Origin of the sequence: Flavobacterium sp. Leaf359, assembly GCF_001423985.1 — a bacterium.
Lineage (GTDB): Bacteria > Bacteroidota > Bacteroidia > Flavobacteriales > Flavobacteriaceae > Flavobacterium > Flavobacterium lindanitolerans.
Map to the genome: position 1 here is coordinate 45,829 of NZ_LMPW01000011.1, position 24,128 is coordinate 69,956.

Annotated in this window: 32 protein-coding genes and 1 tRNA gene; 26 read left to right on the plus strand and 7 right to left on the minus strand. The window is 36.7% G+C overall.

The genetic code is table 11. From position 1 onward, the window contains the following. Positions 1 to 3: 3 nt before the first annotated feature. The 3 genes from ASG38_RS06970 to ASG38_RS06980 all read left to right on the plus strand — a co-directional run bounded on the left by ASG38_RS06970 (position 4) and on the right by ASG38_RS06980 (position 3,707). Positions 4 to 942: a carboxylesterase gene (locus ASG38_RS06970; protein WP_056068552.1), complete on the plus strand. Its 939-nt coding sequence runs from the start codon at positions 4 to 6 to the stop codon at positions 940 to 942. A 76-nt stretch (positions 943 to 1,018) separates the two neighbouring features. Further along, complete coding sequence (locus tag ASG38_RS06975; protein WP_056068553.1) at positions 1,019 to 2,866, plus strand: peptidase M61; 1,848 nt, start codon at positions 1,019 to 1,021, stop codon at positions 2,864 to 2,866. Positions 2,867 to 2,993: 127 nt separating this feature from the next. Beyond that, a complete protein-coding gene (locus ASG38_RS06980) occupies positions 2,994 to 3,707 on the plus strand; it encodes a DUF4369 domain-containing protein (RefSeq protein ID WP_056069073.1) in 714 nt (237 codons plus the stop codon). Positions 3,708 to 3,803: 96 nt separating this feature from the next. On the opposite strand, the gene ASG38_RS06985 is transcribed toward ASG38_RS06980, so the two are convergent. The 5 genes from ASG38_RS06985 to idi form a co-directional block, all read right to left on the minus strand. Continuing rightward, a tRNA-Thr gene (locus ASG38_RS06985) sits at positions 3,804 to 3,877 on the minus strand. 78 nt (positions 3,878 to 3,955) lie between these two features. Then, on the minus strand, positions 3,956 to 4,222 hold the full coding sequence (locus ASG38_RS06990) for a hypothetical protein (RefSeq protein WP_056068555.1): 267 nt from the start codon (positions 4,220 to 4,222) through the stop codon (positions 3,956 to 3,958). A gap of 58 nt (positions 4,223 to 4,280) precedes the next feature. Next, positions 4,281 to 5,246 carry a type I phosphomannose isomerase catalytic subunit gene (locus tag ASG38_RS06995; RefSeq protein WP_056068557.1) on the minus strand — a complete coding sequence of 322 codons (966 nt, stop codon included), beginning with the start codon at positions 5,244 to 5,246 and terminating at the stop codon, positions 4,281 to 4,283. Between the two features lie 83 nt (positions 5,247 to 5,329). Beyond that, positions 5,330 to 5,740 carry a 6-carboxytetrahydropterin synthase gene (locus ASG38_RS07000; RefSeq protein WP_056069076.1) on the minus strand — a complete coding sequence of 137 codons (411 nt, stop codon included), beginning with the start codon at positions 5,738 to 5,740 and terminating at the stop codon, positions 5,330 to 5,332. 88 nt (positions 5,741 to 5,828) lie between these two features. Further along, a complete protein-coding gene (idi, locus tag ASG38_RS07005) occupies positions 5,829 to 6,356 on the minus strand; it encodes an isopentenyl-diphosphate Delta-isomerase (protein WP_056068560.1) in 528 nt (175 codons plus the stop codon). A 353-nt stretch (positions 6,357 to 6,709) separates the two neighbouring features. On the opposite strand from idi, the gene ASG38_RS07010 reads away from it, so the two are divergent. The 12 genes from ASG38_RS07010 (at position 6,710) to ASG38_RS07060 (ending at position 14,661) form a co-directional block, all read left to right on the plus strand. Further along, positions 6,710 to 7,915, plus strand: coding sequence for a PLP-dependent aminotransferase family protein (locus tag ASG38_RS07010; protein ID WP_200937031.1), 1,206 nt, complete (start codon positions 6,710 to 6,712; stop codon positions 7,913 to 7,915). Between the two features lie 87 nt (positions 7,916 to 8,002). Then, positions 8,003 to 8,518, plus strand: coding sequence for a hypothetical protein (locus ASG38_RS07015; protein ID WP_056068562.1), 516 nt, complete (start codon positions 8,003 to 8,005; stop codon positions 8,516 to 8,518). A gap of 48 nt (positions 8,519 to 8,566) precedes the next feature. Continuing rightward, on the plus strand, positions 8,567 to 9,307 hold the full coding sequence (locus ASG38_RS07020) for a protein phosphatase 2C domain-containing protein (protein WP_056068564.1): 741 nt from the start codon (positions 8,567 to 8,569) through the stop codon (positions 9,305 to 9,307). A gap of 526 nt (positions 9,308 to 9,833) precedes the next feature. Next, the gene (locus tag ASG38_RS07025; protein ID WP_056068566.1) at positions 9,834 to 10,157 is read left to right on the plus strand and encodes a helix-turn-helix transcriptional regulator; all 324 of its coding nucleotides are present in this window, start codon (positions 9,834 to 9,836) and stop codon (positions 10,155 to 10,157) included. A 3-nt stretch (positions 10,158 to 10,160) separates the two neighbouring features. Beyond that, positions 10,161 to 10,628 carry an SRPBCC domain-containing protein gene (locus tag ASG38_RS07030; protein ID WP_056068568.1) on the plus strand — a complete coding sequence of 156 codons (468 nt, stop codon included), beginning with the start codon at positions 10,161 to 10,163 and terminating at the stop codon, positions 10,626 to 10,628. 6 nt (positions 10,629 to 10,634) lie between these two features. Beyond that, on the plus strand, positions 10,635 to 11,018 hold the full coding sequence (locus ASG38_RS07035) for a DoxX family protein (RefSeq protein ID WP_056068570.1): 384 nt from the start codon (positions 10,635 to 10,637) through the stop codon (positions 11,016 to 11,018). An 11-nt stretch (positions 11,019 to 11,029) separates the two neighbouring features. Continuing rightward, a complete protein-coding gene (locus ASG38_RS07040) occupies positions 11,030 to 11,590 on the plus strand; it encodes a DUF4256 domain-containing protein (RefSeq protein ID WP_056068574.1) in 561 nt (186 codons plus the stop codon). Between the two features lie 98 nt (positions 11,591 to 11,688). Further along, the gene (locus ASG38_RS07045) at positions 11,689 to 12,210 is read left to right on the plus strand and encodes a DinB family protein (RefSeq protein WP_056068576.1); all 522 of its coding nucleotides are present in this window, start codon (positions 11,689 to 11,691) and stop codon (positions 12,208 to 12,210) included. Positions 12,211 to 12,222: 12 nt separating this feature from the next. Further along, the gene (locus ASG38_RS07050) at positions 12,223 to 12,561 is read left to right on the plus strand and encodes a DUF1398 domain-containing protein (RefSeq protein ID WP_255354195.1); all 339 of its coding nucleotides are present in this window, start codon (positions 12,223 to 12,225) and stop codon (positions 12,559 to 12,561) included. Then, positions 12,551 to 12,619: a hypothetical protein gene (locus ASG38_RS18375; RefSeq protein WP_255354197.1), complete on the plus strand. Its 69-nt coding sequence runs from the start codon at positions 12,551 to 12,553 to the stop codon at positions 12,617 to 12,619. Before ASG38_RS07050 ends, ASG38_RS18375 begins: the two co-directional genes overlap by 11 nt. Before the next feature lie 149 nt (positions 12,620 to 12,768). Continuing rightward, on the plus strand, positions 12,769 to 13,767 hold the full coding sequence (locus ASG38_RS07055) for an SDR family NAD(P)-dependent oxidoreductase (RefSeq protein WP_056068577.1): 999 nt from the start codon (positions 12,769 to 12,771) through the stop codon (positions 13,765 to 13,767). 78 nt (positions 13,768 to 13,845) lie between these two features. Beyond that, complete coding sequence (locus tag ASG38_RS07060; protein ID WP_056068579.1) at positions 13,846 to 14,661, plus strand: helix-turn-helix domain-containing protein; 816 nt, start codon at positions 13,846 to 13,848, stop codon at positions 14,659 to 14,661. A 7-nt stretch (positions 14,662 to 14,668) separates the two neighbouring features. Here ASG38_RS07060 and ASG38_RS07065 read toward each other — a convergent pair whose 3' ends face one another. Beyond that, the gene (locus tag ASG38_RS07065; RefSeq protein ID WP_056068581.1) at positions 14,669 to 15,199 is read right to left on the minus strand and encodes an NAD(P)H-dependent oxidoreductase; all 531 of its coding nucleotides are present in this window, start codon (positions 15,197 to 15,199) and stop codon (positions 14,669 to 14,671) included. A gap of 101 nt (positions 15,200 to 15,300) precedes the next feature. Between ASG38_RS07065 and ASG38_RS07070 the strand changes: the two genes are divergently transcribed. The 4 genes from ASG38_RS07070 (at position 15,301) to ASG38_RS07085 (ending at position 17,137) form a co-directional block, all read left to right on the plus strand. After that, on the plus strand, positions 15,301 to 15,663 hold the full coding sequence (locus tag ASG38_RS07070; RefSeq protein WP_056068583.1) for a helix-turn-helix domain-containing protein: 363 nt from the start codon (positions 15,301 to 15,303) through the stop codon (positions 15,661 to 15,663). A gap of 57 nt (positions 15,664 to 15,720) precedes the next feature. Further along, positions 15,721 to 16,275 (plus strand): YdeI family protein, encoded by a 555-nt coding sequence (locus tag ASG38_RS07075; RefSeq protein ID WP_056068585.1) that lies wholly within the window; start codon positions 15,721 to 15,723, stop codon positions 16,273 to 16,275. Between the two features lie 189 nt (positions 16,276 to 16,464). Beyond that, positions 16,465 to 16,794, plus strand: coding sequence for a hypothetical protein (locus ASG38_RS07080; RefSeq protein WP_056068587.1), 330 nt, complete (start codon positions 16,465 to 16,467; stop codon positions 16,792 to 16,794). A gap of 43 nt (positions 16,795 to 16,837) precedes the next feature. Next, positions 16,838 to 17,137 carry a hypothetical protein gene (locus ASG38_RS07085; protein ID WP_056068590.1) on the plus strand — a complete coding sequence of 100 codons (300 nt, stop codon included), beginning with the start codon at positions 16,838 to 16,840 and terminating at the stop codon, positions 17,135 to 17,137. A gap of 123 nt (positions 17,138 to 17,260) precedes the next feature. Here the strand turns inward: ASG38_RS07085 and ASG38_RS07090 are convergent, their stop codons facing one another. Beyond that, the gene (locus ASG38_RS07090; RefSeq protein ID WP_056068592.1) at positions 17,261 to 18,709 is read right to left on the minus strand and encodes a S41 family peptidase; all 1,449 of its coding nucleotides are present in this window, start codon (positions 18,707 to 18,709) and stop codon (positions 17,261 to 17,263) included. A gap of 283 nt (positions 18,710 to 18,992) precedes the next feature. On the opposite strand from ASG38_RS07090, the gene ASG38_RS07095 reads away from it, so the two are divergent. The 7 genes from ASG38_RS07095 (at position 18,993) to ASG38_RS07125 (ending at position 23,809) form a co-directional block, all read left to right on the plus strand. Further along, positions 18,993 to 19,841, plus strand: coding sequence for a lipopolysaccharide assembly protein LapB (locus ASG38_RS07095; RefSeq protein ID WP_157486084.1), 849 nt, complete (start codon positions 18,993 to 18,995; stop codon positions 19,839 to 19,841). A 49-nt stretch (positions 19,842 to 19,890) separates the two neighbouring features. Next, positions 19,891 to 20,358 carry a hypothetical protein gene (locus tag ASG38_RS07100; protein WP_056068595.1) on the plus strand — a complete coding sequence of 156 codons (468 nt, stop codon included), beginning with the start codon at positions 19,891 to 19,893 and terminating at the stop codon, positions 20,356 to 20,358. Positions 20,359 to 20,369: 11 nt separating this feature from the next. Then, positions 20,370 to 21,236, plus strand: coding sequence for a tetratricopeptide repeat protein (locus tag ASG38_RS07105; protein WP_056068597.1), 867 nt, complete (start codon positions 20,370 to 20,372; stop codon positions 21,234 to 21,236). A gap of 5 nt (positions 21,237 to 21,241) precedes the next feature. Next, positions 21,242 to 21,655: a hypothetical protein gene (locus ASG38_RS07110; protein WP_056068599.1), complete on the plus strand. Its 414-nt coding sequence runs from the start codon at positions 21,242 to 21,244 to the stop codon at positions 21,653 to 21,655. Positions 21,656 to 21,821: 166 nt separating this feature from the next. Further along, complete coding sequence (locus tag ASG38_RS07115; protein ID WP_056068600.1) at positions 21,822 to 22,448, plus strand: hypothetical protein; 627 nt, start codon at positions 21,822 to 21,824, stop codon at positions 22,446 to 22,448. Positions 22,449 to 22,551: 103 nt separating this feature from the next. Then, on the plus strand, positions 22,552 to 23,301 hold the full coding sequence (locus ASG38_RS07120; RefSeq protein ID WP_056068603.1) for an RDD family protein: 750 nt from the start codon (positions 22,552 to 22,554) through the stop codon (positions 23,299 to 23,301). 196 nt (positions 23,302 to 23,497) lie between these two features. Then, on the plus strand, positions 23,498 to 23,809 hold the full coding sequence (locus ASG38_RS07125) for a hypothetical protein (protein WP_056068604.1): 312 nt from the start codon (positions 23,498 to 23,500) through the stop codon (positions 23,807 to 23,809). The last annotated feature ends 319 nt before the right edge of the window (positions 23,810 to 24,128 follow it).

A 24,128-nucleotide genomic window follows, 5' to 3' on the forward strand; every position in this document is an offset into this window, starting at 1 on the left:
ATCATGATAAAAAAAATAATCTTCCTAAGCTTTGTCTTATTTTCAACAATGGTCACTTTTTCTCAGGAAAGCAAATTTTCTACAGAAGAAATAAATGTAAATGCTCTTATCCCAGGAACTCTTTATACTCCAAATACCTCTAAAAAAACAGACCTCATCATCCTGATTGCAGGCTCGGGACCTACAGACAGAAATGGCAACCAGCCGGGAGTTTCCAACAACAGTTTAAAATTTTTGGCAGAAGGACTGGCCAAAAATAATTACGCTGTTTACAATTATGACAAAAGGCCTGTTGTTGAAATGCGCTCCGGAGAAATAGACGAATCCAAATTAAGCTTTGACATTTTAATACAGGATGTAAAAGATATCGTTAGCTATTTCAAAGCAAAAAAACAATTCAACAAAATTGTTATTGCCGGACACAGTGAAGGTTCTTTAATTGGCATGAATGCGGCCCTGCCGGATGCAAACGCCTTTATTTCGCTGGCGGGAGCCGGCAGACCTATTGATGAAATTTTGATAGAACAGATTGGCAGCAGAGCGCCCATGCTGAAAGAAGAAACTGCCAAAGGCCTTGAATCTCTCAAAAAAGGACAAACCTTTGAGCTAAAAAACCCAATGCTGGCAAGTCTTTTCAGAGCAAGCGTCCAACCTTATATAATTTCATGGCTGAAACACAATCCGCAGGAAGAAATCAAAAAACTGCAAATACCGATTCTTATTGTCAACGGTACAAAAGACATACAAATTTCGACACAGGATGCTGAATTGCTACACAAAGCCAATCCCAAATCAGAATTAGTTCTTATCCAAAACATGAATCACATTTTCAAAGAAATTAAAGGAGACGATGCCGAAAACATGGCTACCTATACCAATCCGAACCTGCCGGTAATGCCGGAACTTATCGAAAAAATTACTACCTTTCTCAAAAAAATATAATTCTTTCTTAAAAAAAACGGGGAGTCTGTAACAAAAAATCAGTTCGGCGAACCTATTGGGATAAAACAAAAAAATAATGAGAAAAATAATTTATTCACTGGCATTTGCAGCATTGTTATGGAGTTGCAAACCTTCCGAAAATGTAGTATCAGTAACTGCAAAAAATGAAGTACAGGTAGAAATCGACCTTAACGGTATCAAAGACGATAAAGTAATGGTTACGGTTTTACCGCCAGCGATTAAATCCGAAAAAATAACGTACCATATCCCTAAAATAATCCCGGGAACTTATTCTGAAGACGATTACGGTAAATTTTTAGAAAACGTAAAAGCCTATGACGCCAAAGGCAATTCATTGGTAGTTGCTAAAATAGACGACAATTCATGGACTATCAGTGATGCAAAAAAACTTGCAAAACTTACCTATTGGGTAAACGACACTTATGATGTTGAAGGAACACACGATATTTTTTCTCCGGCAGGCAGCAATATTGAAGCGGGAAAAAACATCATGCTGAATACTCATGCCTTTGTGGGCTATTTCAAAGAATTTCTTGACACGCCATATCAGGTAAATATCGCGCATCCTGCGACACTTTGGGGAGCAACATCTATGACAGATACGGATGCTTCAGATACGAAAGACACTTTCACCGTCTCTAAATATTCCGAATTGGTTGAAAACCCGATTATGTATTCCAAACCGGATTATACTACTTTTACCGTAAACGGGATGGAAATACTGATTGCTGTTTATTCTCCAAACGGCATCGTTACCGCTGAAAGCATTACCCCGGAGATGAAAACCATGATGACTGCCCAAAAGAATTTCTTAGGCAAATTCAACTCGACAAAAAAATACAGTGTTCTTATCTATCTGTCTGACACATCCCGAAATGATGCCAAAGGCTTTGGAGCTTTGGAACATCCAACAGCAACAACGGTAGTAATGCCGGAAGCTATGCCAAAAGAACAGTTGGCTGAACAGTTTAAGGACGTTGTTTCGCATGAGTTCTTCCACATTGTAACACCACTCACCATCCATTCTAAAGAAATCCAATTCTTTGATTACAACAAACCAAAGATGTCTGAACATTTATGGATGTATGAAGGCGTAACGGAATATTTTGCAAATCTTTTCCAGGTCAACCAGGATTTAATTACGGAAGACGAATTCTACGAAAGAATGGCTACCAAAATAGCTAACGCTTCAACTATGGATGACACGATGCCATTCACAAAAATGAGTTCAATGGTCTTACAAAAACCATACAAAGACCAATACCAAAACGTTTATGAAAAAGGCGCCCTGATAGCCATGTGCCTTGACATACAGATTCGCGAAGACAGTAACGGACAAAGAGGCATTCTTGACCTGATGCAGAAGCTCTCAAATGAATATGGCACTAAAAAAGCTTTCGACGATTCCGAACTTTTTGACAAAATTGAATCCCTGACTTCTCCAACAGTAAGAAGGTTTCTTGACACTTATGTTGCCGGGCCAACTCCAATTCCTTATGATGTTTATTTTGCAAAAATGGGTGTCACAAAAGGAAAGACTACGGTTGCAGGAAATGCTTTTCTAAAAGGAATGGAACCTAATTTTTCAATCAATCCGGCTACAAAAGAAATTTTTATACTGCCAGGCAGCGGAAATATTGATTTCTATAAGAGCCTTGGCATAAAAGATGGCGATATACTTCTTGAAATCAACGGCACAAAATACAACCTTGACAATGTGTATGACATGATTATGGGCAGTCTGACATGGAAAGAAAATGACCCTATCACGGCAAAAGTAAAACGCAACGGAAAGGAAATCCAATTAAAAGGAGTTATAAAACTTCCAAGTGAAGAAATCGAAGGATATCAGGCTACTGATGCAAGCAAGGCCAAACTAAGAGAAGCCTGGCTGAAAGGATAATCAGTATTCCATAAAACTAATCCCCAATTTAAAATCTAAATTGGGGATTTTTTTATTATTTTGCCGCGAATTAAAATCAGGGGCTGTCAGATAATTGAAACCGCCCGCAAAAACACCAGCAACAATTATGAGAAAAATAGTGTTTGCTTTTGCAGCATTAGCAATGATTTCCTGTAAGGAAGAAAAGAAAGAAGGAAATCTTCATATCAAAGGAAATGTGGAAGGTCTGAAACAAGGTACGCTCTACATTCAAAAAATTGTAGATACGGCATTAGTTGCTGTTGATACGATTGTTATCAAAGGAAATTCGAACTTTGAAAGCCATCTGACTATCGATTCTCCGGAAATGCTTTACCTGTTTTTGGACAGAGGCGAAACCAACAGTATCGATAACAATCTGATGTTTTTTGCCGAACCCGGAAATATGACAATTGACACCAGGCTGGATTCTTTTTTTGCTGCCGCAAAAATAACAGGTTCTGAAAATCAAAAACTGTTTGAAGAGTATCGAAAAATTATGTCAAGATACAAAAACACGCAATTGAGCCTTACAGAAGAGAAGTTAAGAGCCCTACAATTCAACAGAGATGTATCTTCTGATTTTGACAAGAAAAACAGCGATAACCTGAAAAGAAAATATCTGATGGCCATCAACTTTGCCTTGAACAATAAAGACCATGATATAGCTCCTTATATTGCCTTAGCCGACATTTATAATGCCAATATTAAATATCTGGACACTATTGACAAATCCATGTCACCAAAAGTAGCTCAATCCAAATACGGAAAAATGCTTACGAAATTTGTAGCCGACAGAAAACAGGCAGAACAGAAGCAGTAATAAAAAAACGCCTTGAAAATTCAAGGCGTTTTTTTATGATAATTCCAAATCTTTATAAAAACAAAAAACCATCCTTTCGGATGGTTTTTCTAATTGAGCCGATAGAGGGACTCGAACCCACGACCTGCTGATTACAAATCAGCTGCTCTAGCCAGCTGAGCTACACCGGCATCTCAATACGGGTGCAAATATAGTTCTGAATTTTAATTTTCCAAAAAAAATCTGCACTTTTTTTATCTTTTTTTAGACTATAAAGCGTTTATTTTAGCAACCAATTGATTAGCAGTTTGTTCTAATTCTGCATTGATTTGCTTGAAATGTGCTTTTTTGTTTTCTACATTTTTAGCATTCACTTTTGCGATCAAAGAATCAAAAGCAACAATTGCCTCATCAATCAAAGCTTCAGAAGCTTCAGTTGGTTTTCCTGTTGTAGACATTTCCCAGATGTATACTGCTTCAATAATGTCTCCCAATACGTAATTGATGTCTTTCTTTAAATTCCTAACGTTTGCCATTTTTTTAAATTTTAATTTGCGTCTGCAAAATTAAGCATAATCTTTCTATTTGAGGCTATTAAATATAAATTTCTAAAAGTACCGCCTCACCTTCTAAATTATATTCCTGCATTGCGGCTGGCAATAATACTGTATTTCCTTTTTTATAATTCCATTCCATTCCATTGTATTTTATCGTAAAATTACCTTCCATACACATATACACAGTAAACGATTCGTGCTGCTTCTTTATTTCCACCTCACCATCAAGCGGAAAGTAATTGGTAATAAAATAAGGACATGTTACTACCGGATTACTTTTATTTTTTTCCTTAGTATAAGTTCTTTCCGTATCTGTCGTATTATAATTGATGGCATCAAGCGCCAGGTCTATGTGAAGCTCTCTTGATTTTCCTTCGGCATCAACCCTATCCCAATCGTATACTCTATAGGTAATGTCGGAAGTTTGCTGGATTTCCGCAATCACAATTCCGGCTCCAATGGCGTGGATTGTTCCTGTTTCTAAGAAAAAGACATCTCCTTTTTTTACTGGGACTTCCTGTAAGATTGACAATAGCGTCTTATCTTCCAGATTTTTCAAATACTCTTCCCTACTTGACTTCTCTTTAAAACCTACAACAATCCTGGCATTATCATCTGCCTGCATCACATACCACATTTCTGTTTTTCCGAAAGAATTATGGCGCTTTTTGGCAAGCTCATCATTGGGATGCACCTGAATTGAAAGGTCTTCTTTGGCATCAATAAATTTAAACAGTAAAGGGAATTCTGTCCCGAATTTCTTATGCACTGCCTCACCCAGAATTTCTTCCGGAAACTGTGAAATCAATTCTGAAAGTAATTTTCCCTGATATTCTCCTTCTGCAATGCAGCTGATGTCTCCCGGCACTGTGGATAATTCCCAACTTTCGCCGGTACTGTCTGACTGTATTGGCTTATTAAAAACGGTTTTAAGTTTTGTCCCGCCCCAGATTCGTTCTTTTAGTATTGGTTCGAAAACCAGCGGGTATAGTTGTAGACTCATATTTTTTTTGAACAAATTACAGAAATTTACAATCTGGCTTGTACTATTATTTCTGAAATAACTTATATGATTTTTAGTTGGTGCTATTCTCCTTTATAACTCACAAAATTTCGCGGCGTTTCATAAAGAACAACTTCCAAATCCTTATCGGCATCAATTCTTTTCCTGATTTTATTCCATATTATAACCGCAATATTTTCGGCTGTCGGATTCAAATCTGAAAATTCAGGCACATCCAGGTTTAGGTTTTTATGGTCAAAAGGTCTTTCAACCTCTTCGAGAATGATATCGGCTAAATCCTTAATGTCAATCACATAGCCCGTATCAGGATTGATTTTTCCTGTCACGCTAACAATCAATTCATAATTATGCCCATGAAAATTAGGATTGTTGCATTTCCCAAAAACCGAATCGTTTTTCTCATCCGACCAGTCTTTGCGATACAGGCGGTGCGCGGCATTAAAATGGGCTTTTCTACTGACAGTTACTCTCATTTTTGATTTGTGATTTTTGATTTTCAACTTTCAACTTTCGACTTTAAAACTTTCGACTTTAAGACTTTCGACTTTAAGACTTTCACCTTCACAACTTATGCTCTTCTAAAAAGTGATAAAATTCATCAAAAATAATCTTGAACCATACCGTATATTTTTCAGGATGCACCTGCATATCTTCTTTGATTGCATCAATATCCATCCATTTCCAATTTTCTACTTCTTCCGGATTGATGACTGGTTCACCATCAAAATAGCCAACCATTACATGATCCAATTCATGTTCCGTCAATCCATTATCAAAAGGCGCTTTATAGATAAAATGAAACAGTTCTTTCAATTCTGTTGAAAAGCCCATTTCCTCCATAAGCCGGCGGTTTCCTGCCTGGATATTGCTTTCACCTTCACGTTGATGGCTGCAACAGGTGTTGGTCCACAGCAATGGCGAATGGTATTTCTGAGAAGCACGCTGTTGGAGCATTACCTCATTTTTTGAATTCAGTATAAAAATTGAAAAGGCCCTGTGAAGTTCTGCCTTTTCATGAGCTTCCAGCTTTGGCATCAATCCAATCTGCTCATCGCGCTCATTAACCAATATTACTTTTTCTTCTGTCATAATTTTGTGTACTTTACAAAAATACAAAAAAGAAACGTCCTTGTGAAATCAATATGGACCATTAGATTATCTGTATGTTTACCATTTGAGTTTTTCTTTGATAAAAACTAAGCTATTGAAGAACTACCATTTCTAATAAAATAAGGCTTTTTGTATCTTTGGTTCAATGTTCGCTCACAGATACTAAAGCAGAAACAGATTAAAAAAAACGTTTAATAAAGGACAGGCAAAGCATACCTTCGGTACGTGAATTAAAAAACAAATACCGGCTAAGCACAAATTCTGTTCAAAACGGTTACGAACACCTTATCATTCAGGGATTGGTTGAAAGCGTGCCCAAATCAGGATATTATGTGAACCGTCAATTTGGCAAATCTCACGAGCCTGTTAAAACAAACCGTTCGCCCATAATCAGGGATGCTTTATTTGAAAACAGCCTTGCCTCCATTACATCTTTACGGAAAGGACGAAAACTTTCAGAATTTAATGTTGCCGCTCCTGGTGACCTCCTGATTCCACAAAAACTACTATTGCGCACTATGCAGCAGGTCGTAAGAGAACAGGGAGCAAATCTGTTACGATATTATCCTTCAAACGGACTGCCAGATTTAAAAGACGCAATTACAAGGCGTGCTGCCGGATACCAAACCCTTCTCAATCCTGATGAATTGATTGTTACAGACGGCGCATTACAGGCACTGTATATTGCGTTGGCTTCTGTATGTACTGCCGGCGATGTAGTTGCAGTGGAAAGCCCATGTGTCTTTTCTATATTGGAAGTAATCCGGGTACTCCACCTAAAAGTTATAGAAATTCCAATAGACAGAGATAGTGGTTTTGACGTAAACTTTCTTAGAAAAGCATGTGCAAAAAACAAGGTAAGCGCCATACTGCTAACGCCTAATTTCCATAATCCTACAGGTATCCTGCTGACAGATGAGAAAAAAAAGGCGGTACTTTCTGTGGCGCAGGATTATGAAATTGCAGTTATCGAAAATGACATTTATGGCGACCTTAACTTTAACGGAATACGGCCAACCACAATTAAAAGTTTTGATGACAGTGGCCTTGTCATGACCTATTCTTCCTATGCCAAGACTCTTGCTCCCGGCATCAGGCTCGGCTGGCTGTCACCGGGAAAATTTATCCAAAAAGCCGAGCAGATTAAATTTTCTCTGGGCAGTACTGTCTCTCCTATTTATCAGGAAACGGTTAATCGTTTGCTGTCTGCAAGCAGCTATGAGCGCCACCTAAAAGCATTTCGAAAACAGTTGTCTGAAAATGCTGCATTAACTTTAGACCTGCTTTATGATAATTTTCCGGAAGGTACTTCAATAACGGTTCCTGCCGGTGGTTATTCTATCTGGATAAAAATGCCGGAAGCCACAAACATGGATTATTTTTATGCCCAATGTGAAAAAATCGGAATCCGGTTTACACCCGGCTATACCTTTTCGTTTTCGGATACTTTTTCCAACTATTTCAGGGTCGTATTTGCTGATGCCTATACGCCTAAACGAATAGAAGCCATCAAACAGGCCGGACAACTCTCCCGTTAACATCTGTACTCCTGATTATTTCCGATTGTGTACTGATATAAATTTTACATCATCTCTAACTTTGTAAGTCCACAAACAGAAAAAAGAATGGAAATTACAACAAAGTTTATTATCGCGACAGAACAAGGCAGAAACCTGTTAGCTGCTTTAGCAAAAGAAATAGCAACAGAAAAATTCGCGTCATTATTAGAGCCGCAACAACTCGAAGACTATATCGCAAAAAAGTTCGATGACAAAAACCTCATTGCAGAAATGAACAGCATGTCCAACCAATGGCTGGTCGTTTATAAAGGTGATATTCCTGCCGGATATGCTTATATTACTTCCAATGGAAAAAAACCAAAAAACATGGAAAATGTGCGAATGATGCGGATTGCCGATTTTGGAATACTCGAAAAATATAATGATTCGGCTGTCAGGCAGTCACTCCTCGAAAAATGTCTCACTATCAGCAAATCGTATGACGGACTTTGGATTCATGAATATAAAGAAAATCCTCTCATTGCTTTTTTTGAATCTGAAGGGTTTGTAAGGCAGGAAGAACTGGATGAACTTGAAGAATTTGCTTTGGCTTCTGTTTTTTTGGTAAAGGATAAAATGTGATTGTGAAGGGAAAGATAAATTATGCGGATAAAACAGTAAATTGCCGCCATGAAAATTTATTCGGCAATACAAATTGGAGATTATCACTCCAACAATTGTGAAGATTCCCTTTACCTAGGCAAATTCGGAAAAGACAAAATTATCTGTGCGGTTATGGATGGCTGTACCACAGCTATAGACAGCCAGTTTGCATCGCTACTGGTTGGAAAAATACTAAAGAAAATTATAATTGAGAAAGGCTATAAAGACCTGGTCGATAAAAATGAATCAACCCTGACTTTAGAACAGCATTTAAAATCCATCTTAAAAGATTTGTTTTCAGAACTCAAGTCTATCAAAAATCAATTATTATTAGATATTAAAGAGCTTTTAACTACATTGATAATCATGATAGTAGACAAAACTTTAAATACAGGAATTGTTCTCACTATTGGCGACGGTTTTGTAAATATCAACGGAAAAATAACCGAATATGAGCAAGACAACAAGCCTGATTATTTAGGATTTCATATTTCTGAAGACTTTGAAAAATTTTATAGCCTGCAAAATCAAAAAATTGTATTTGATACGATAAACGATATAAGCATCGCTACCGATGGAATTTTTTCATTCACGAAAGTTCATAAAACTTCAAATGAGGAAATTGATGTAATCGATTTTTTAGCACAAAACCGAGAGGGCAATGAAACCGAAGACATGCTAAATCTGAAACTCAAAATTTTAAAGAATGATTTTGGATTAAAGCCAACTGATGATTTTTCAATGATACGGATTTTAAATAGCAAATAAGGAATTACAGCAAAACCAGAATAAAACTTTATGCAATTGTGAACATATTCAATCAGAAACTTTATCTTATAATTGCTATTATTTTAGCAATCTTCTGTCTTACTATCGATTTTCATTCCTTAGGATTAAATAAAACAGTTGGTATGGCGTATGGCATTGATAGTACTGCCAAAATCATATGCCTCGTTTCATTACTACTCTCTTTTATAGGATATTCCATTTTATCATTATTACGTTATCAAACCCAAAAAAAATTATCACTACTCTATCTAAGCAGTATACTGCTTGCTGTTGTCTTAAACTTCATAAAACAAAATGAAATTTCAATTGTTTTTGGCATGCTATCGATAGTTGTTTTTTCCATATCTATTGTTCGCTCCCTAATACACAAAATATAATCCCGTTATCTTAATGACTATCAATCAAGACTAAGATTGCCTATTATAACTTCCTTTGGTTTTATTCTCTCATAAAAATTTGCGTAGTTAAATGACTTCATATATATTTGTAGTCAAATAACTTCATAATGAATTTAAGACGAGACGTTTTTCAGGCCATAGCAGACCCCACCCGAAGGGCAATACTGCTACTATTATCGACCCAATCCATGACCGCCGGGGCAATAGCTTCTAATTTTGATACGGCACGACCAACAGTATCAAAACATTTACAGATACTTACGGAATGCGAACTGCTTCAGCAGGAACAAAATGGTAGGGAAATGTATTACCACCTTAATCCGAACAAGCTAAAAGAAATAGCCGACTTTATCGAACCGTTCCAGAAAATGTGGGATGACAGATTCAACAAACTGGAAAACATCATGAAAACCTACCAATCAAAAAAATAAGAAATGGAACGAAAAACAAAAATCAATGCCGAAGAAGACAAACAGGAATTACAGATTATCCGGGAATTTGACCTGCCTCTGGAACTGCTTTTCAAAGCCTATGAAGAAGAAGATATCGTAGCACAGTGGATGGGAACGAAAGTAGTCAAGCTTGAAAACAAAAAACATGGCAGCTACCAGTTCGAAACATCAGACGCTCAAGGAAATGTAGTCTTTCGGTCTAATGGAACTATCCATGAATTCATTCCGAATCAGAAAATTACCCGCACCTTTGAAATGGAAAATACCCCTTTCCCTGTACAACTTGAATACCTGGAATTTGAAAAACTGACTGATACTACCAGTAAACTTACTATGCATGTCATCTACAAATCTGTGGCTGTAAGAAATCAGATATTGCAGCTTCCTTTTGCACAGGGTATCAATATGGCTCATAACCGACTTCAAGACGTAGTTTCCAATTTAAAATAACAGAACATGGAAAAGAGAAATAAAATTATTTACTGGATTTCGACACTATGGCTGGCATTAGGAATGGTTTCTACCGGAATTGTACAATTATCAGGCGTAAAGGAAGAAACTGAAATGATGGCACATCTGGGTTATCCTGCTTACTTTTTGACCATCATAGGCGTCTGGAAAATTTTGGGCGTCATTGCCGTACTTATTCCTAAATTTACAACACTAAAGGAATGGGCCTATGCAGGTTTCTTTTTCGCCATGTCGGGAGCAATCTTTTCTCACCTTGCGGCTCATGACCCAGTAAAAGATATTCTTCCTGCTTTATTGTTACTGGTACTCACCTTAGTATCCTGGTACTTTAGGCCGTCCAATAGAAAAACAATTACCGTCACATCGTAAAAAATCAAGATATGGATAAAAAGAAATTATCAGCATCACAAAGCGAGACACTAATGGGTATATTAAGAACCCGTTTTGAGAAAAACGCAAACCGCCACAAAGGTTTGAAATGGTCCGACATACAGGCAAAATTAGAAGCCAATCCTGAGAAACTTTGGTCGTTAGACGAAATGGAAGAAACCGGTGGCGAACCCGATGTAGTGGGATTTGATAAAAAAACCGGCGAATATATTTTTTATGACTGCACACCGGAAAGTCCAAAAGGCCGCCGAAGCATTTGCTATGACCCGCAAGCTTTAGAATCCAGAAAAGAACACAAACCCAAAGACAGCGCCATAGCTATGGCAGATGCTATGGGAATCGAAATACTTACAGAAGAACAATATCGCGAACTTCAAAAACTGGGAGAGTTTGACCTCAAAACATCAAGCTGGGTAAAAACGCCTACAGAAATCAGAAAACGTGGCGGCGCTCTCTTTTGTGACAGACGCTACGATACCGTTTTTCTCTATCATAATGGTGCCGAATCGTATTATGCAGCCAGAGGATTCAGGGGGTGTTTAAAGGTATAAAAATTTGTTTTGATAAAGTTGGGTTGGTACCTCAGCAAAATATTTTATAACTTCGTTAAAACCAGAATTTTTGTTTCTACCAACATAAAACAAGAACAATGAATACATCAGAACTTATTACCCTATTTCACAATAACCATATTGAATTGGCTAATTATGTGAATGCACTACCGGACGACCAATTTCTCTATAGCAAAAATGGCAAATGGACAGCCGGACAGCAGCTTAGCCATGTCTATCTTTGCCTGTTGCCTATTTCAAAGGCATTGGCTTCAAAAGAATTCCTTATCCAAAAATTTGGAAAAATCGAACGTCCGCTTTGGGACTATGATACCGTACTGGCCAATTACAAAGTAGCTCTTGCCAATGGCGGAAAAGCTCCAGAAAAATTCCTGCCGGAAGCCGTACAGCCGGAAGCCAAAAAAGAATTAACTGAAGAACTGCGGCAGATTTTGGATTCCATCCAACAACAATTAAGCGGGTATTCTGAAGAAGAACTGGATACGATTGTTATGCCGCATCCTTTATTGGGTATTATGACCGTTCGCGAAATGTTTTATCTCATGGCCTACCATGCTATTCACCACCTGAGACAGACAGAACAAAATCTTCCAGCTTAAAACATCAAAAATATGTTTACAGAAGCGCAAATCAAACATGCCCATAGCAAAGTAAAATCAGGGGCAGACTTCCCTGCCTACATACAAGAAATCATATCCCTGGGCGTAACCTCTTATGATGTATATGTTGCAGACGGTCATTCCGAATATCATGGAGCCAATGAGTATGAAATTACAACTACAGCAAAATATGAAAATCTGTTTGTAGCAGACAGCTGCGATACAATATCCTTTAAAGCAGGCTTAAAATCACACCAACAAGGCCAAACCGATTACAATGCTTTTATAGCCATGAGTGCAAAGTGCGGTATTGAAAAAATGGGTGGTCGATACGCAGAAAATGTCCTGTAGTTATTATGACAAAACCGGAAATGAAATATTGGTAGAACAGATACCCAATAGCAAATAAGAAACCACAAAGCCGAAGCCAACACTTTGGCTTTTTTATTGCCTGATAAACCGGACGTTTAAACAAAGTAAGTTCGGACGTTTGAACAAAGTTCTCCTGCACTAACCGTCCTAATTTTGTCTCAACATAAATCATTAAATTTTATAAAAATGAGACAGAACAATTATCAGGGAGCATTGCAACAGCCAATCGGTTCAGGGTTTGGCGTAACCTCTACAGCATCCGAAGTTATCAAAGGTATCGACCTTACAGGAAAAATCGCAATCGTAACAGGCGGCAACACAGGCATTGGACTTGAAACTGCAAAAGTACTGGCTGGCGCAGGAGCCACCGTAATTATCCCGGCAAGAGATATTGAAAAAGCAAAAAGAAATCTGGAAGGAATATCGAATATAGAGATGGAAGCAATGGATTTGATGGATACCACTTCTATTGATGCTTTTGCCGAAAGATTTTTGGCTTCCGGAAGGCCATTACACTTGCTTATCCATAATGCAGGAATCATGTGGGTACCGCTGCGTTGGGACAATCGCGGCTATGAATCGCAACTGGCTACCAACTATCTCGCCCAATTTCAATTGACGGCCAGACTTTGGCCAGCTCTTAAAAAAGCGCATGGTGCCCGGGTTGTAAATGTTTCTTCACAAGGTCACCAATTCGGAACTTTTGATTTTGACGACCCAAATTTTTTAAATCGTGAATATGAAACCCTGCTAAGTTATGGGCAATCCAAAACAGCCAGTAATTTATTTGCACTGGAACTCGATGAACGCGGCAAAGCATTTGGCATAAGAGCCTATTCGCTCCATCCGGGTTCCATAAACGGAACAGAATTGGCTAGAGAAGCACCCTTAGAATTATTCCAGAAACTAGGTTATTGTGATGCCAACGGAGTCCTATTTCCCGAAGTAGCCGCAGCATTAAAAACCATTCCACAAGGAGCAGCCACAACCGTTTGGTGTGCTACAAGCCCAATGCTCAACACAATTGGAGGCGTATATTGTGAAGATTGCGATATAGCAGATTTAGTTCTGGAAGAAGGAGTAACCAAAGGTGTCAAACCTTATTCTGTTGATGAATTCAATGCCAAACGATTATGGAAACTCAGCGAAACGATGACCGGCATTCTTTTCAATACAGCAGAGTAACAGTCCTAATTACGTTATAAAATGCACAATTCTTTTTATTTTTGTACAACATCGCCATCACAGGCAATACGGCTTCCTATGGAATATCAGGCAAAATACATTACAGACGATATCAAACTTTCCTGTTATGAGGATAAGTTTTTCAAATCGGATATTATGTTTGACCATCATATGCTGGTTTGGTTTATCTCCGGCGAAACCAAAATCGTACAGGCTGATGCGACTTATTATTTCAAAAAAGGCGATATCTTTCTAATTCCAAGAAATCAGCTGGCCACCATTATCAATTATCCAAAAGACGGACAGCCGCACAAAACTGTGGTTATGCATTTGTCTAACGAAAAGCTGCGTGATTTTTATACCGGACTGCCTATTCAGCCAAAAGCGGTAGCATCGCAAAAAATACACAGTTACAGCAATCATCCGCTACTTGAAAGCTGTCTGGCCTCGCTACTTCCTTATTTTAGCATGGAAACACTACCCGAAGATATTGCTTCATTAAAAATCAAGGAAGCCATAAGCATATTACGCACAATAGATAAAGGAATTGATGATGTACTTGCCAACTTTGAAGAGCCCGGAAAAATTGACCTGGCCGGTTATATGGAAAAGAATTTCATGTTTAATCTTCCGTTAGAAAAATTCGGATACCTGACCGGTCGCAGCCTGACTACTTTCAAACGTGATTTTAGCAAAGCATTCCATACCACGCCACAACGTTGGCTTACGCAAAAGCGATTGGAACTGGCACATTACCAATTCATCGAAAAGAAAAAAAAGCCTATCGATGTGTGCTATGAAGTCGGTTTTGAGAATCTGTCGCATTTTTCGCATGCCTTTAAAAAACAGTTTGGCTATTCGCCAACCGAGTTAACAAAACGGCAAAATGCCTGATATTTCTTTACAGGCTCTCTAAAAACTTCCTGTAATCAGGTACGCTCTTTTCAATCCACTCGTCAGTAGCATTGAGTTCTATTCCGTAATAGGCAAAAAAGTAGCGGTAATCTGCTTTGATGTATTCAAAAGTCAGTTCAAAAGGAGCCGTCAGCTCTCGCAAAGTATATTTGTATTTGCCGTCGGCTCTATATTCTTCTTCGTCTACTCCTACAGATAGCACCATTGCTATTTTCTTACCACCCATCTTATAACCGCTTTTACTTCCATAGGCCCAACCATGCGTCAGCACTTCATCCAACCATTTTTTAAACAACGGCGGACAATTGAACCAATAAAACGGAAACTGAAATACGATTTTATCATAGGATTCTATCAGTTTTTGCTCTTTGGCAACATCAATTTTTTCATCAGGATAAGCATCATACAAACGATGTATAAAATAGTGGTCGGGATATTTTTCTAATTCTTCAATCCATCTTTTATTGATAACAGATTCTTTTAGGTTTGGATGTATGACTACGACTAATGTTTTCATTTTTATATTTCCTGAGTTGTAAAACTGACACAAAAATAAAGCACTACACTTAATTCTGTATATTAGCAACCCATTGTAGGATACTATCAAAAAGGTAAGTAATGACTAAAATAAAGGAAACTTCAACCAACTTCGAAAACAAAAAGCTATTGCAAGACGAGTGTCTGGAAGTATATGCTTCCGGAATCATTGGAGGACAATGGACTTTAGCAATATGCTGTTACCTGATTAAGGGAAAACTACGATTCGGCGAATTAAAAAAATGCATGCCAACCATCACAGAACGTATGCTGACCTTGCAATTGCGCAAACTCGAAAAGAATAAAATCATTACCCGCACTGTTTATGCAGAAGTTCCGCCACGGGTTGAATATGAGTTAACTGCTATTGGCTATCAGCTACACACTATAATTGGAGAACTCGAAGATTGGGGAAGAAAACACAAAGAACTGATGAAACAATAAGCCGTTTCCTTTTTATTATATTTATTACTTCTATATCCAATCGAAAATTAAAACACAATGGCAGCAACTTTTTTTGCAACACAGGCTGAATTTAGAAAATGGCTCGAAAAGCACCATAAAAACGAAACCGAGCTTCTGGTCGGTTTCTATAAATTAGACAGTGGAAAGCCATCCATGACCTGGTCAGAATCTGTTGACCAGGCACTCTGTTTTGGATGGATAGACGGAGTACGCAGGTCTATCGACAAAGAAAGTTACTCTATCCGTTTTACACCACGAAAAAAAACCAGCAACTGGAGCGCCATCAACATCAAAAAGATGGAGGAACTTACCAAAGCGGGATTGATGACCGAAGCAGGTCAAAATGCTTTCATTGAAAGAAAAGAAAGCAGGTCAAAGATTTATTCCTATGAAAATGAACCCGTAATTCTGGCTGCCGAATATGAAAATCAATTTAGAAAAAACGCTGCCGCCTGGGATTTTTTTATGAAACAAGCTCCATCCTATAAAAAACTAACCATTCATTGGATTATGAATGCCAAACAGGAAAAGACCAGACAATCCCGACTTGAAAAAGCAATCCACGAAAGCGAACAGCAAAAAAGAGTTTAACAAAAACTGAATTTTACATAATTGCTTTCTCCAGCAAAAGCAACCCTTCACAACTTTTTTCACTATTTCCTATAATTTTTTCGCAACTATTTATTGCACAGTTCTAAAATATGTATTTACTTTGAATTACAAAGTACTTTATAAAAGTCAAAAGTCAAAAGTCAAATCTAAAATCTAAAATCTCTCTTTATGAACAATGTATCATCTCACACAGATTCTTCGGCCTTAAAAAGAAGAATTTTAATTGGAGCAGGAATCGCCACTGCCTTAATACTTTTTTTCCTGATAACCGCAGGCGAACCCAATCCGGAATGGGGAAAATTCTGGAGAATTAAACCGCTTATAATTGTCCCATTGGCAGGTGCTTTTGGTGGCGGATTATTCCATTATGCCAATCAGTTTATCGGTGGTGAGAAAATCTGGACAAGAATCGCAGCTTTCTTAATTGGTGCTATTGCTTTTATCATCGCCCTTTGGATGGGTATGGTATTAGGATTAAACGGTACGTATTGGAACTAATTCATGATTCGACCCACTAAAACAACCTTAAATTAAAATCAAAATGGCAACGAAATCATTTACTGTTATTACTACCCTATCTGTGACAGTAACTTTCATAGCAGTAGTGCTTGGCTTTATTGGTGTTGTGATTTCCGAAATGTATCCGGGTTTTATTATCTTATTTCTTTTGATGCTGATTGCAATTGGTTCAAAGCGGTATGCTAAGAAAAACAGCGACAAGCATAATAACTTTCAGGGGAATTATTATACAATCCTAACTATTCTTAACCTGTTGATAATTCTTGTGACTTTATGGATGAAATTCGTAATCACTCATGACCGTATTCTTCAGGATAGCTGATTTATGGAAGTTATATCTACCGAAAGTTAGCTTTTCAAAAACTTTGCGGCTCTGCGTCTTTGCGAGCAACTATTTCACGCAAAGACGCAGAACCGCAAAACAATAAATTATTTGGGCTTACTATTACGGCTGAAACTCTTTGTCTTCCAAAACAGAAGTGGCGTATTTTATCCAAAGTTCATTTGGGATGGTGCTATCAATAAAATAATCTGGCTGTATTCCTATACCGTCAATGGCCATGCCCGGTATTCTATAGCTCTTAGAAAGGCAATAGCCCAATTGGAATTTCTCATCCGGTGATTTTACAAAATTCATATTTGAAATATCCAGTACTCCAAAAGTACTTGTTCCAAAAAGCTTTACCTTTTTGCTTTGTTTGGCCGCCATTAAAAACTGTTCGTCTGTACTTCCGTTAGCCTCATTGGCAATGATAGCTACCTGTTGCGGAAAAGGCAATACAGCATCCATCTTCTGTATATGCACTTTGTCACCTCCGTTCAGATTCACAAATTTTCCAAGATTGTCGTTAAGTAAAGTAAGTGCAGCGTTTACCTGCATTCTGCTTTTTTCAGACAAGTCCGGCATAGACAAGTAGCTTTCCATCCTTTTGTTGTTTAACGGTGTAGACAAAAGCTCCATACCTACAATGCGTATCGGATTGGTATACAAATAAGGGATAATATTCGCATAACTATCGTCATCGCCACCGGTTCCGTTACGAATATCGATTATCAGGTTTTTAGTACTCTTGATTTCCTTTTCATGAGCCAAAAGCACACTATCAATTACTTTCTTTTGTTCACCGCCAAAAGAAGGAATTCGCAAGTATAAGGTTTCCTCAGAAAGCTTTTCCATAAAAGGCTTGCCCATACTCATTGCTTTTGCATACAGTTGTATGTCTGCATTTTCAGGAAACGTAGGATATTCTCGTTGCAACTGAATCGCAGGGGCCAATTTTATAGCATTTTTACCAATCCAATCCATCTTTTTGAATTTCAAAGGCGAAAAATCTCCCATATAAAAAACACCGGAACCATCTTCATTTATTTCCATTTTTACCTGCTGTGGTTTCCATGCCACGTTGCCCGATTCCAGAATAACTCCTTTATAGCCTTTATCTTTTTTAACAATACCAATTTTATATGACCCTACTTTCCAGATTCCCACTAAATCCTTAGCGTCTTTTGTTGGTTTGCTTCGCAATTCTTTTTCCTTAACAGCCAGTACAGGCCATTGCTTGACATTAGCCGACTGTTGCGTAGTTGCTGTTGCCAAAGCCATAACTCCAAAGTGTCCTTTCCTGAAAAACTTCAACCATTCATTCAGCACCTCCGCACATTCATGGCTTTCTGTTATCGTCTTTACTTTTTGTAAAAAAACAGCATTGTGTTTTTCATACATATCCATTCCTTTTTGCTGGATGGCATAATCAAAACCCGCATCGTTTTTTTCAAAGGTTTCTTTTACCCATTTAAAAGTTTCGGAACAGTCGCAGGTTGTCTGGGCTTTTGCGGTAAAAGCTGCAAAAAGTAAAAAGGAAAACAACGAAATTTTTTGGAGAGTAAGTTTCATAAAAGTTAAGGATTAAATTGCGATTTCTGGTTTAGTTTAAAATCAGATGCAATTTAAAAATTAATTAAATGTCTGTAAGTTATTGTTAAAATAATATTCCCTATTCGGTTCCTGTTTTGCGTCTTTCTGCCTTTGCGAGCAACTGTTTCACGCAAAGGCAGAAAGACGCAAAGTTTTATTTTCCTGAATTCCTAAATACTTGTTTTATAAGAATTTTACGATAGTATAAAACATTTTAATATATTTGGTTTCAAACAATTATGAACCGCCAAACAATTACAAGATGAAACAGATTATTACACTCCTTATCGCTATTTCCACATCAGGCATCTTTGCCCAGGAAAAACTAAATTTTGACAAAAGATATGTTCAGAGCGAAGACCAATGGGTAGTCTTTCCGGCAGACACTCTGGGTTCTTATCCTTTTGGATTTATTTATATTGATTCTGAAGCCGGACTCACATTCAATTATGAAAGTAGCTTTACAATAGACAGTAACGGAAAATTTATCCCGGAAGAAAAAGTACCTACCAGAATAATGAAATACCGTTTAGATCCAAAACAAAACGTTCTTGTGGCGTTTATTCCGGAATCTAAATTCTCCGAACTCCAGATTAAGAAAATTCCGGATTGGCTCAGTATTTATAAAGAAGGTGAAAACTCTGTTGAACAATTATACAAGAAAGGCTATCGTTACAATGCCTGGGGCGAATGCGAAAAAGCTTTGGAATTTCTTGAAAAAGCTAAAAAAACGGATATCGAATACAAAGGCCTTAGGGTGGAACTCGCCTACTCCTATAACTGTTTAGAAAGATATTCTGATGCTATCGAAATTCTGAAAAAAGCCGTAAAAGATGCACCGCTGGATGCTTACACAAATAAGGAATTGATTTATGCCTATGCCAAAAGCGGAAACCTTAAAGAAGCCAAAAACATCTGCCGAAAAATGGTCAGGGATTGTCCCGACAAAACATTCAATGCAGAAATTGCCTTTAATATATTACAAGCCTATTTTATGAAAAAAGACATCGCCAACTTTAATAATTGGCTGGCAGAATCAGGTTGTTATTTATTGAATGATAAAAATCTCAAGGTATATGTAGAAGCAATGAAAGAGGAATTGAAAAAATAAACAATCGGCAATATGAGGAGTTCAATTAAATTCTCCAAAATCTTTAAGAATGAAAACAATTAGAATAGTAATCATAGGTATAGTAATTGCTTTGATAACTTTTTTAATTTTTTATAAGACAGAAAAAATTAACATTGGAGGTATTTGGACATCAAAAGAAATAGTCTTGGATGGTAAGACATTATATCCTGTGAAATCTGATAGTCTTATGCAAGCAAATGCCTTTGACATTATAATAGATGATTGGACAAATTCCTTATACATCTGCAATCAGGACACAATCCGTGCTAATTTTACAATTAAAAAAGACTTAGATAACAAATTAAGAATGAAATTAACATCATCTGAAAGTTCACTAAACGGAAATTTTAGCCTTGAAATGGACACTTTATCTTTGGGGCCTACTGCTTACGATGTTTATGCCAAACTGGAATCTGGCGAGACATTACTATATATCCAACGAACAGTTTATTACCAATCACAAAAACCTCTTTTGCCTCGGCGCGGAACTCCATAAATTTATAACCAATGAAAAAAACACTACTCCCAATCTTTATCCTTATTTCATTTCTATCCAACGCACAAAGCATAGAAGAAAAAATAGCTAAAAAAGCATGCGAATGTGAAGAACAAAAAACTAAAATTGGCGAAGAGGCTTACAGGAGCTGTATTGCCGATATAGTAAAAGAAGCCATTGCTACAGAAGAAGATCCCAAAACCCGGGAAGAAGTAAACACAGTTGAAGGACTCATGGCACTGCTCCCAAAAGTCAAAAGTCTTTTGCCTGAAATTTGCGATAAGGCAAAAGGACAAAAAACAGACGAAAAAAGAAAGCTGTTCTATTCTGATTCAAAAATTGAAAGCGCACAAAATGCTTATATCATTGCGAAAGATTTTATGAGTAAGAACCAATACAAACCTGCCATTGAAAACTTTTTGACAGCAATTAAAAATGACGAAAAATTTGTCCTGGCTTATGATGATTTGGCCGTCTGTTACAGACAACTTGAAAAGTATAACGATGCCATAAAGTATTATAAAAAATCACTCGAAATTTATCCAGAAGGCGACTTTGCCCTAATGAACATTGCCGTTGTCTATTCTTTAAAATCTGATTTTAAAACGGCTATCCAATATTATGAAAAACTCATACAGTTTTATCCGGAAAATGCCGAAGGTTATTTTGGAGCCGGAAAAAACTATCTTTTAGTAAAGAATTACGAAAAAGCACTAAACAATATATTCACAGCACACCGCATCTATACCGAAGAAAACTCCAAATACGCAAAAGACTCTGAAGTCGTTATAGGTGCCATTTACCAAAAACTACAGGAAGAAAACAAAGAAGATTTGTTTAAAAAGATTGCTAAGGAGCATAATATTCAGTTGAATTAATATTTATGAAGAAAATATATCTAATACTTTTAATATTGGTTTCAATTCCAACTTTTTCTCAACAAAAAAGTGAAAAAGAAATTCTGGGATATTCTTGCGGATATTCAGGTGAGCCAACCTCAGTAATTATAAAGTTTGGCGGTCTTCTGTATGAAAAAAAATACAAATCAATTAAGACATTATTATACTCTAAAATTCCTGTAGAAAATTTTCTCGCAGTAGTTATCAGTAAAAAATTAGCCGATAAAAAGAATATCACGTTAACGAAATCCGAAATGGAAAGAATTGACGAGTTATATAAATCAGCAGAAAAAGTTCCAATCTGTGGCGGCTGTACCTACTATAAAGAAATTGAGTTAAAAGAATTGCTGAACTCAAAAAAAGAAGTAAATGGAGTTACGAGTTATTTTTTTGATTAAGAAAACTTAAACCGAGATAGCATACAGGTATGAAGAAACTGAAATACAAGAGAAAACGGCAAAAGCAGAAACAACTGAATGACTGTTAGTATTATTTTCTTGAAAAAAATTATACTTTGAATTAGATTAGTACAAATAGCGGATATTAATTAAAAACATAAGCTATATGACAATACACCTAAAAACGATACTTCTTATGGGACTTTTTTCTTTTTTATTTGGCTGCAAGAACACAGATAAAACACAGCAAACAAACACTCAGGTTAAATTGGAAAACATTACAGCCCGACTTGATCCGGAAGAAGGGTGGCAGGATATTTTTCTCAAAATAACTTCCGATATCAAAACAGACTCATCACATATTTATATTGCCAAAGGACTTTACTTCAATAAAACCGTTGGCGTACAAATTGAGATAAGTTCAGAAATTGGCGCAGGCATAATCAATGGTGAACTTGAAGGAGATTCTGGCTTTGTATCTAATGCTGTCAAACTAACGTCTATCGGGCAAGAAAGTGATGAATTAGTAAAAGCATTGGCTGAATTATACGGCTTTCCAACAAACAAAGGATTTACAAAGGAGACAATTTCAACAACCGCATTTTCACTTAACGAGACACCTGTCAATCTTGACAAAAACGGATATTATAAACTAAAACTATTCTTTGGAGAGGATGATGAAAACTTATACTCAGAGCTATATCTCAATATAAATACGCAGAAAAAAGAAATTGAAATACACGAAAAAGACGAAGAATACAGGGAACCAATTATAAAAGTATGGACAAAATAGTCTGGTTGTTTTTTTGAATAAAAAGACAATAAAACCTTGATAAGCCAAAATAGAGAAAGGTAACTGCAAAATCCCCCAAATAACAAAGCCAATTTAAACAACTATGACAGAACAAACAACAACATTACTTAAATCAAGCCGAAAAAGACGATTTGTAGCATTTATAATCGACCATTTCGTATTAAGTTTCTTAATAGTCTCTCTTTGCTTTCTCGCACTTGGTCCGGATTTTATAGATAAAGCCAGTACAGGTAAAATAATATCCATGCCGCTAATTATGTCTTTAGGATTTCTTATATACTTATTAAAAGACAGTATAAAAGGAATTAGTATTGGAAAATGGGCAATGGGAATTATGGTTCGTGACGAAAATAACCCAACCCAAATACCGTCAATGGGTCGTTTATTTTTGCGGAATTTGCCGTTTATAATCTGGCCTGTTGAATTTATCGTATTGGCAACAAGCGATCAAAAGAAAAGATTGGGTGATAAGATTGCCAAAACAATTGTAGTCAAAAACCCTGATAAGCCAGCACAACTTCCTCGAATTTTAATGCTTATTGGCGTTGGAATTGTCTTTTTTATATTCTTTATCGTTTTTATAGGTAGTACGATGAAAAATTCAGATGCCTATAAAACTGCAATAACCGAAATCGAAAAAAGTGAAGAAATACGAATCCAAACCGGAGGTATTAAAGGCTACGGAATAATGCCAACAGGAAACATTAGTGTATCTAACAATGCAGGACAAGCCCAACTTGAAATCAAAGTGTTAGGAAACACAAATGATATGCATGTAAATGTCTACTTGGAGAAAGAAAACGGACAATGGAAAGTAATTGAAATGCAATAATAAAATAGTTATTAATTGTAATTATTTTTAAAACAGCTAAGCCGCCTAATGGGCGGTTTTGTTATTTCTATTAAATTCATGAAAACATTTTTATTGTTAAAATATGTTTTAAGGGAAACCTTAAAAAAGACAAAACACAAAAATCTAGTTTTGGTAAATAAACGGCATAAAAGCCGAGTAACTCAAAACTAAATTTATGGAAACAAACACCAACAAATCAAAAACAATCTTCAGTGTAATAATTTTTATTGGCATACTCTGGTATTTCTTTGGTGGCGGATTGGAAAAGCATGCTACTAATGAAATGCAGAAAATCGAAAACCAAGTAGCTTTGGATGCAGAACAGCAATATGAAATTGCAAAAAATGGCGGCGACCAAATGCAAACCTATGTACAAGCCGGCATAGTTGCGGCATCTTATTTACAGGCAAAAGACGAAGCCAATTACAATAAGTGGAAAGCGATTGAAAAAGAAGAAGGAAAAAAGGCTGGGATGTTTACAGAATAACACAATCTCTCTACGTTTCAACACTTTATATAAATTGCGATTATTTCATCGGAAAATACGCGCATTTTGTCTAGTATTCTCAAAAACAAGACTAAAATATAACTACAAAGTATATATTTGAAATAAGCAACATCTTAAATCCCCCAATATGAGAAGATTTTTACTTCTGTTACTTCATCTATTATTTCATTCAATATTTTTTAATGTCCTATGAACAGTATTTACAATTAACTGAAGTATTAGAGGTAGAATTAGATAAGATCTGGCCTAGTGAAAATTTTAGAAATAAAAAACCAATGACACATAAAACCGAAAAAGA

Bases quoted from the DNA above. Each gene is read 5' to 3' on its own strand.
- ASG38_RS06970 (WP_056068552.1), top strand. From the start codon at position 4: ATGATAAAAAAAATAATCTTCCTAAGCTTTGTCTTATTTTCAACAATG.
- ASG38_RS06975 (WP_056068553.1), top strand. From the start codon at position 1,019: ATGAGAAAAATAATTTATTCACTGGCATTTGCAGCATTGTTATGGAGT.
- ASG38_RS06980 (WP_056069073.1), top strand. From the start codon at position 2,994: ATGAGAAAAATAGTGTTTGCTTTTGCAGCATTAGCAATGATTTCCTGT.
- ASG38_RS06990 (WP_056068555.1), bottom strand. From the start codon at position 4,222: ATGGCAAACGTTAGGAATTTAAAGAAAGACATCAATTACGTATTGGGA.
- ASG38_RS06995 (WP_056068557.1), bottom strand. From the start codon at position 5,246: ATGAGTCTACAACTATACCCGCTGGTTTTCGAACCAATACTAAAAGAA.
- ASG38_RS07000 (WP_056069076.1), bottom strand. From the start codon at position 5,740: ATGAGAGTAACTGTCAGTAGAAAAGCCCATTTTAATGCCGCGCACCGC.
- idi (WP_056068560.1), bottom strand. From the start codon at position 6,356: ATGACAGAAGAAAAAGTAATATTGGTTAATGAGCGCGATGAGCAGATT.
- ASG38_RS07015 (WP_056068562.1), top strand. From the start codon at position 8,003: ATGGAAATTACAACAAAGTTTATTATCGCGACAGAACAAGGCAGAAAC.
- ASG38_RS07020 (WP_056068564.1), top strand. From the start codon at position 8,567: ATGAAAATTTATTCGGCAATACAAATTGGAGATTATCACTCCAACAAT.
- ASG38_RS07025 (WP_056068566.1), top strand. From the start codon at position 9,834: ATGAATTTAAGACGAGACGTTTTTCAGGCCATAGCAGACCCCACCCGA.
- ASG38_RS07030 (WP_056068568.1), top strand. From the start codon at position 10,161: ATGGAACGAAAAACAAAAATCAATGCCGAAGAAGACAAACAGGAATTA.
- ASG38_RS07035 (WP_056068570.1), top strand. From the start codon at position 10,635: ATGGAAAAGAGAAATAAAATTATTTACTGGATTTCGACACTATGGCTG.
- ASG38_RS07040 (WP_056068574.1), top strand. From the start codon at position 11,030: ATGGATAAAAAGAAATTATCAGCATCACAAAGCGAGACACTAATGGGT.
- ASG38_RS07045 (WP_056068576.1), top strand. From the start codon at position 11,689: ATGAATACATCAGAACTTATTACCCTATTTCACAATAACCATATTGAA.
- ASG38_RS07050 (WP_255354195.1), top strand. From the start codon at position 12,223: ATGTTTACAGAAGCGCAAATCAAACATGCCCATAGCAAAGTAAAATCA.
- ASG38_RS07055 (WP_056068577.1), top strand. From the start codon at position 12,769: ATGAGACAGAACAATTATCAGGGAGCATTGCAACAGCCAATCGGTTCA.
- ASG38_RS07060 (WP_056068579.1), top strand. From the start codon at position 13,846: ATGGAATATCAGGCAAAATACATTACAGACGATATCAAACTTTCCTGT.
- ASG38_RS07065 (WP_056068581.1), bottom strand. From the start codon at position 15,199: ATGAAAACATTAGTCGTAGTCATACATCCAAACCTAAAAGAATCTGTT.
- ASG38_RS07070 (WP_056068583.1), top strand. From the start codon at position 15,301: ATGACTAAAATAAAGGAAACTTCAACCAACTTCGAAAACAAAAAGCTA.
- ASG38_RS07075 (WP_056068585.1), top strand. From the start codon at position 15,721: ATGGCAGCAACTTTTTTTGCAACACAGGCTGAATTTAGAAAATGGCTC.
- ASG38_RS07080 (WP_056068587.1), top strand. From the start codon at position 16,465: ATGAACAATGTATCATCTCACACAGATTCTTCGGCCTTAAAAAGAAGA.
- ASG38_RS07085 (WP_056068590.1), top strand. From the start codon at position 16,838: ATGGCAACGAAATCATTTACTGTTATTACTACCCTATCTGTGACAGTA.
- ASG38_RS07090 (WP_056068592.1), bottom strand. From the start codon at position 18,709: ATGAAACTTACTCTCCAAAAAATTTCGTTGTTTTCCTTTTTACTTTTT.
- ASG38_RS07095 (WP_157486084.1), top strand. From the start codon at position 18,993: ATGAAACAGATTATTACACTCCTTATCGCTATTTCCACATCAGGCATC.
- ASG38_RS07100 (WP_056068595.1), top strand. From the start codon at position 19,891: ATGAAAACAATTAGAATAGTAATCATAGGTATAGTAATTGCTTTGATA.
- ASG38_RS07105 (WP_056068597.1), top strand. From the start codon at position 20,370: ATGAAAAAAACACTACTCCCAATCTTTATCCTTATTTCATTTCTATCC.
- ASG38_RS07110 (WP_056068599.1), top strand. From the start codon at position 21,242: ATGAAGAAAATATATCTAATACTTTTAATATTGGTTTCAATTCCAACT.
- ASG38_RS07115 (WP_056068600.1), top strand. From the start codon at position 21,822: ATGACAATACACCTAAAAACGATACTTCTTATGGGACTTTTTTCTTTT.
- ASG38_RS07120 (WP_056068603.1), top strand. From the start codon at position 22,552: ATGACAGAACAAACAACAACATTACTTAAATCAAGCCGAAAAAGACGA.
- ASG38_RS07125 (WP_056068604.1), top strand. From the start codon at position 23,498: ATGGAAACAAACACCAACAAATCAAAAACAATCTTCAGTGTAATAATT.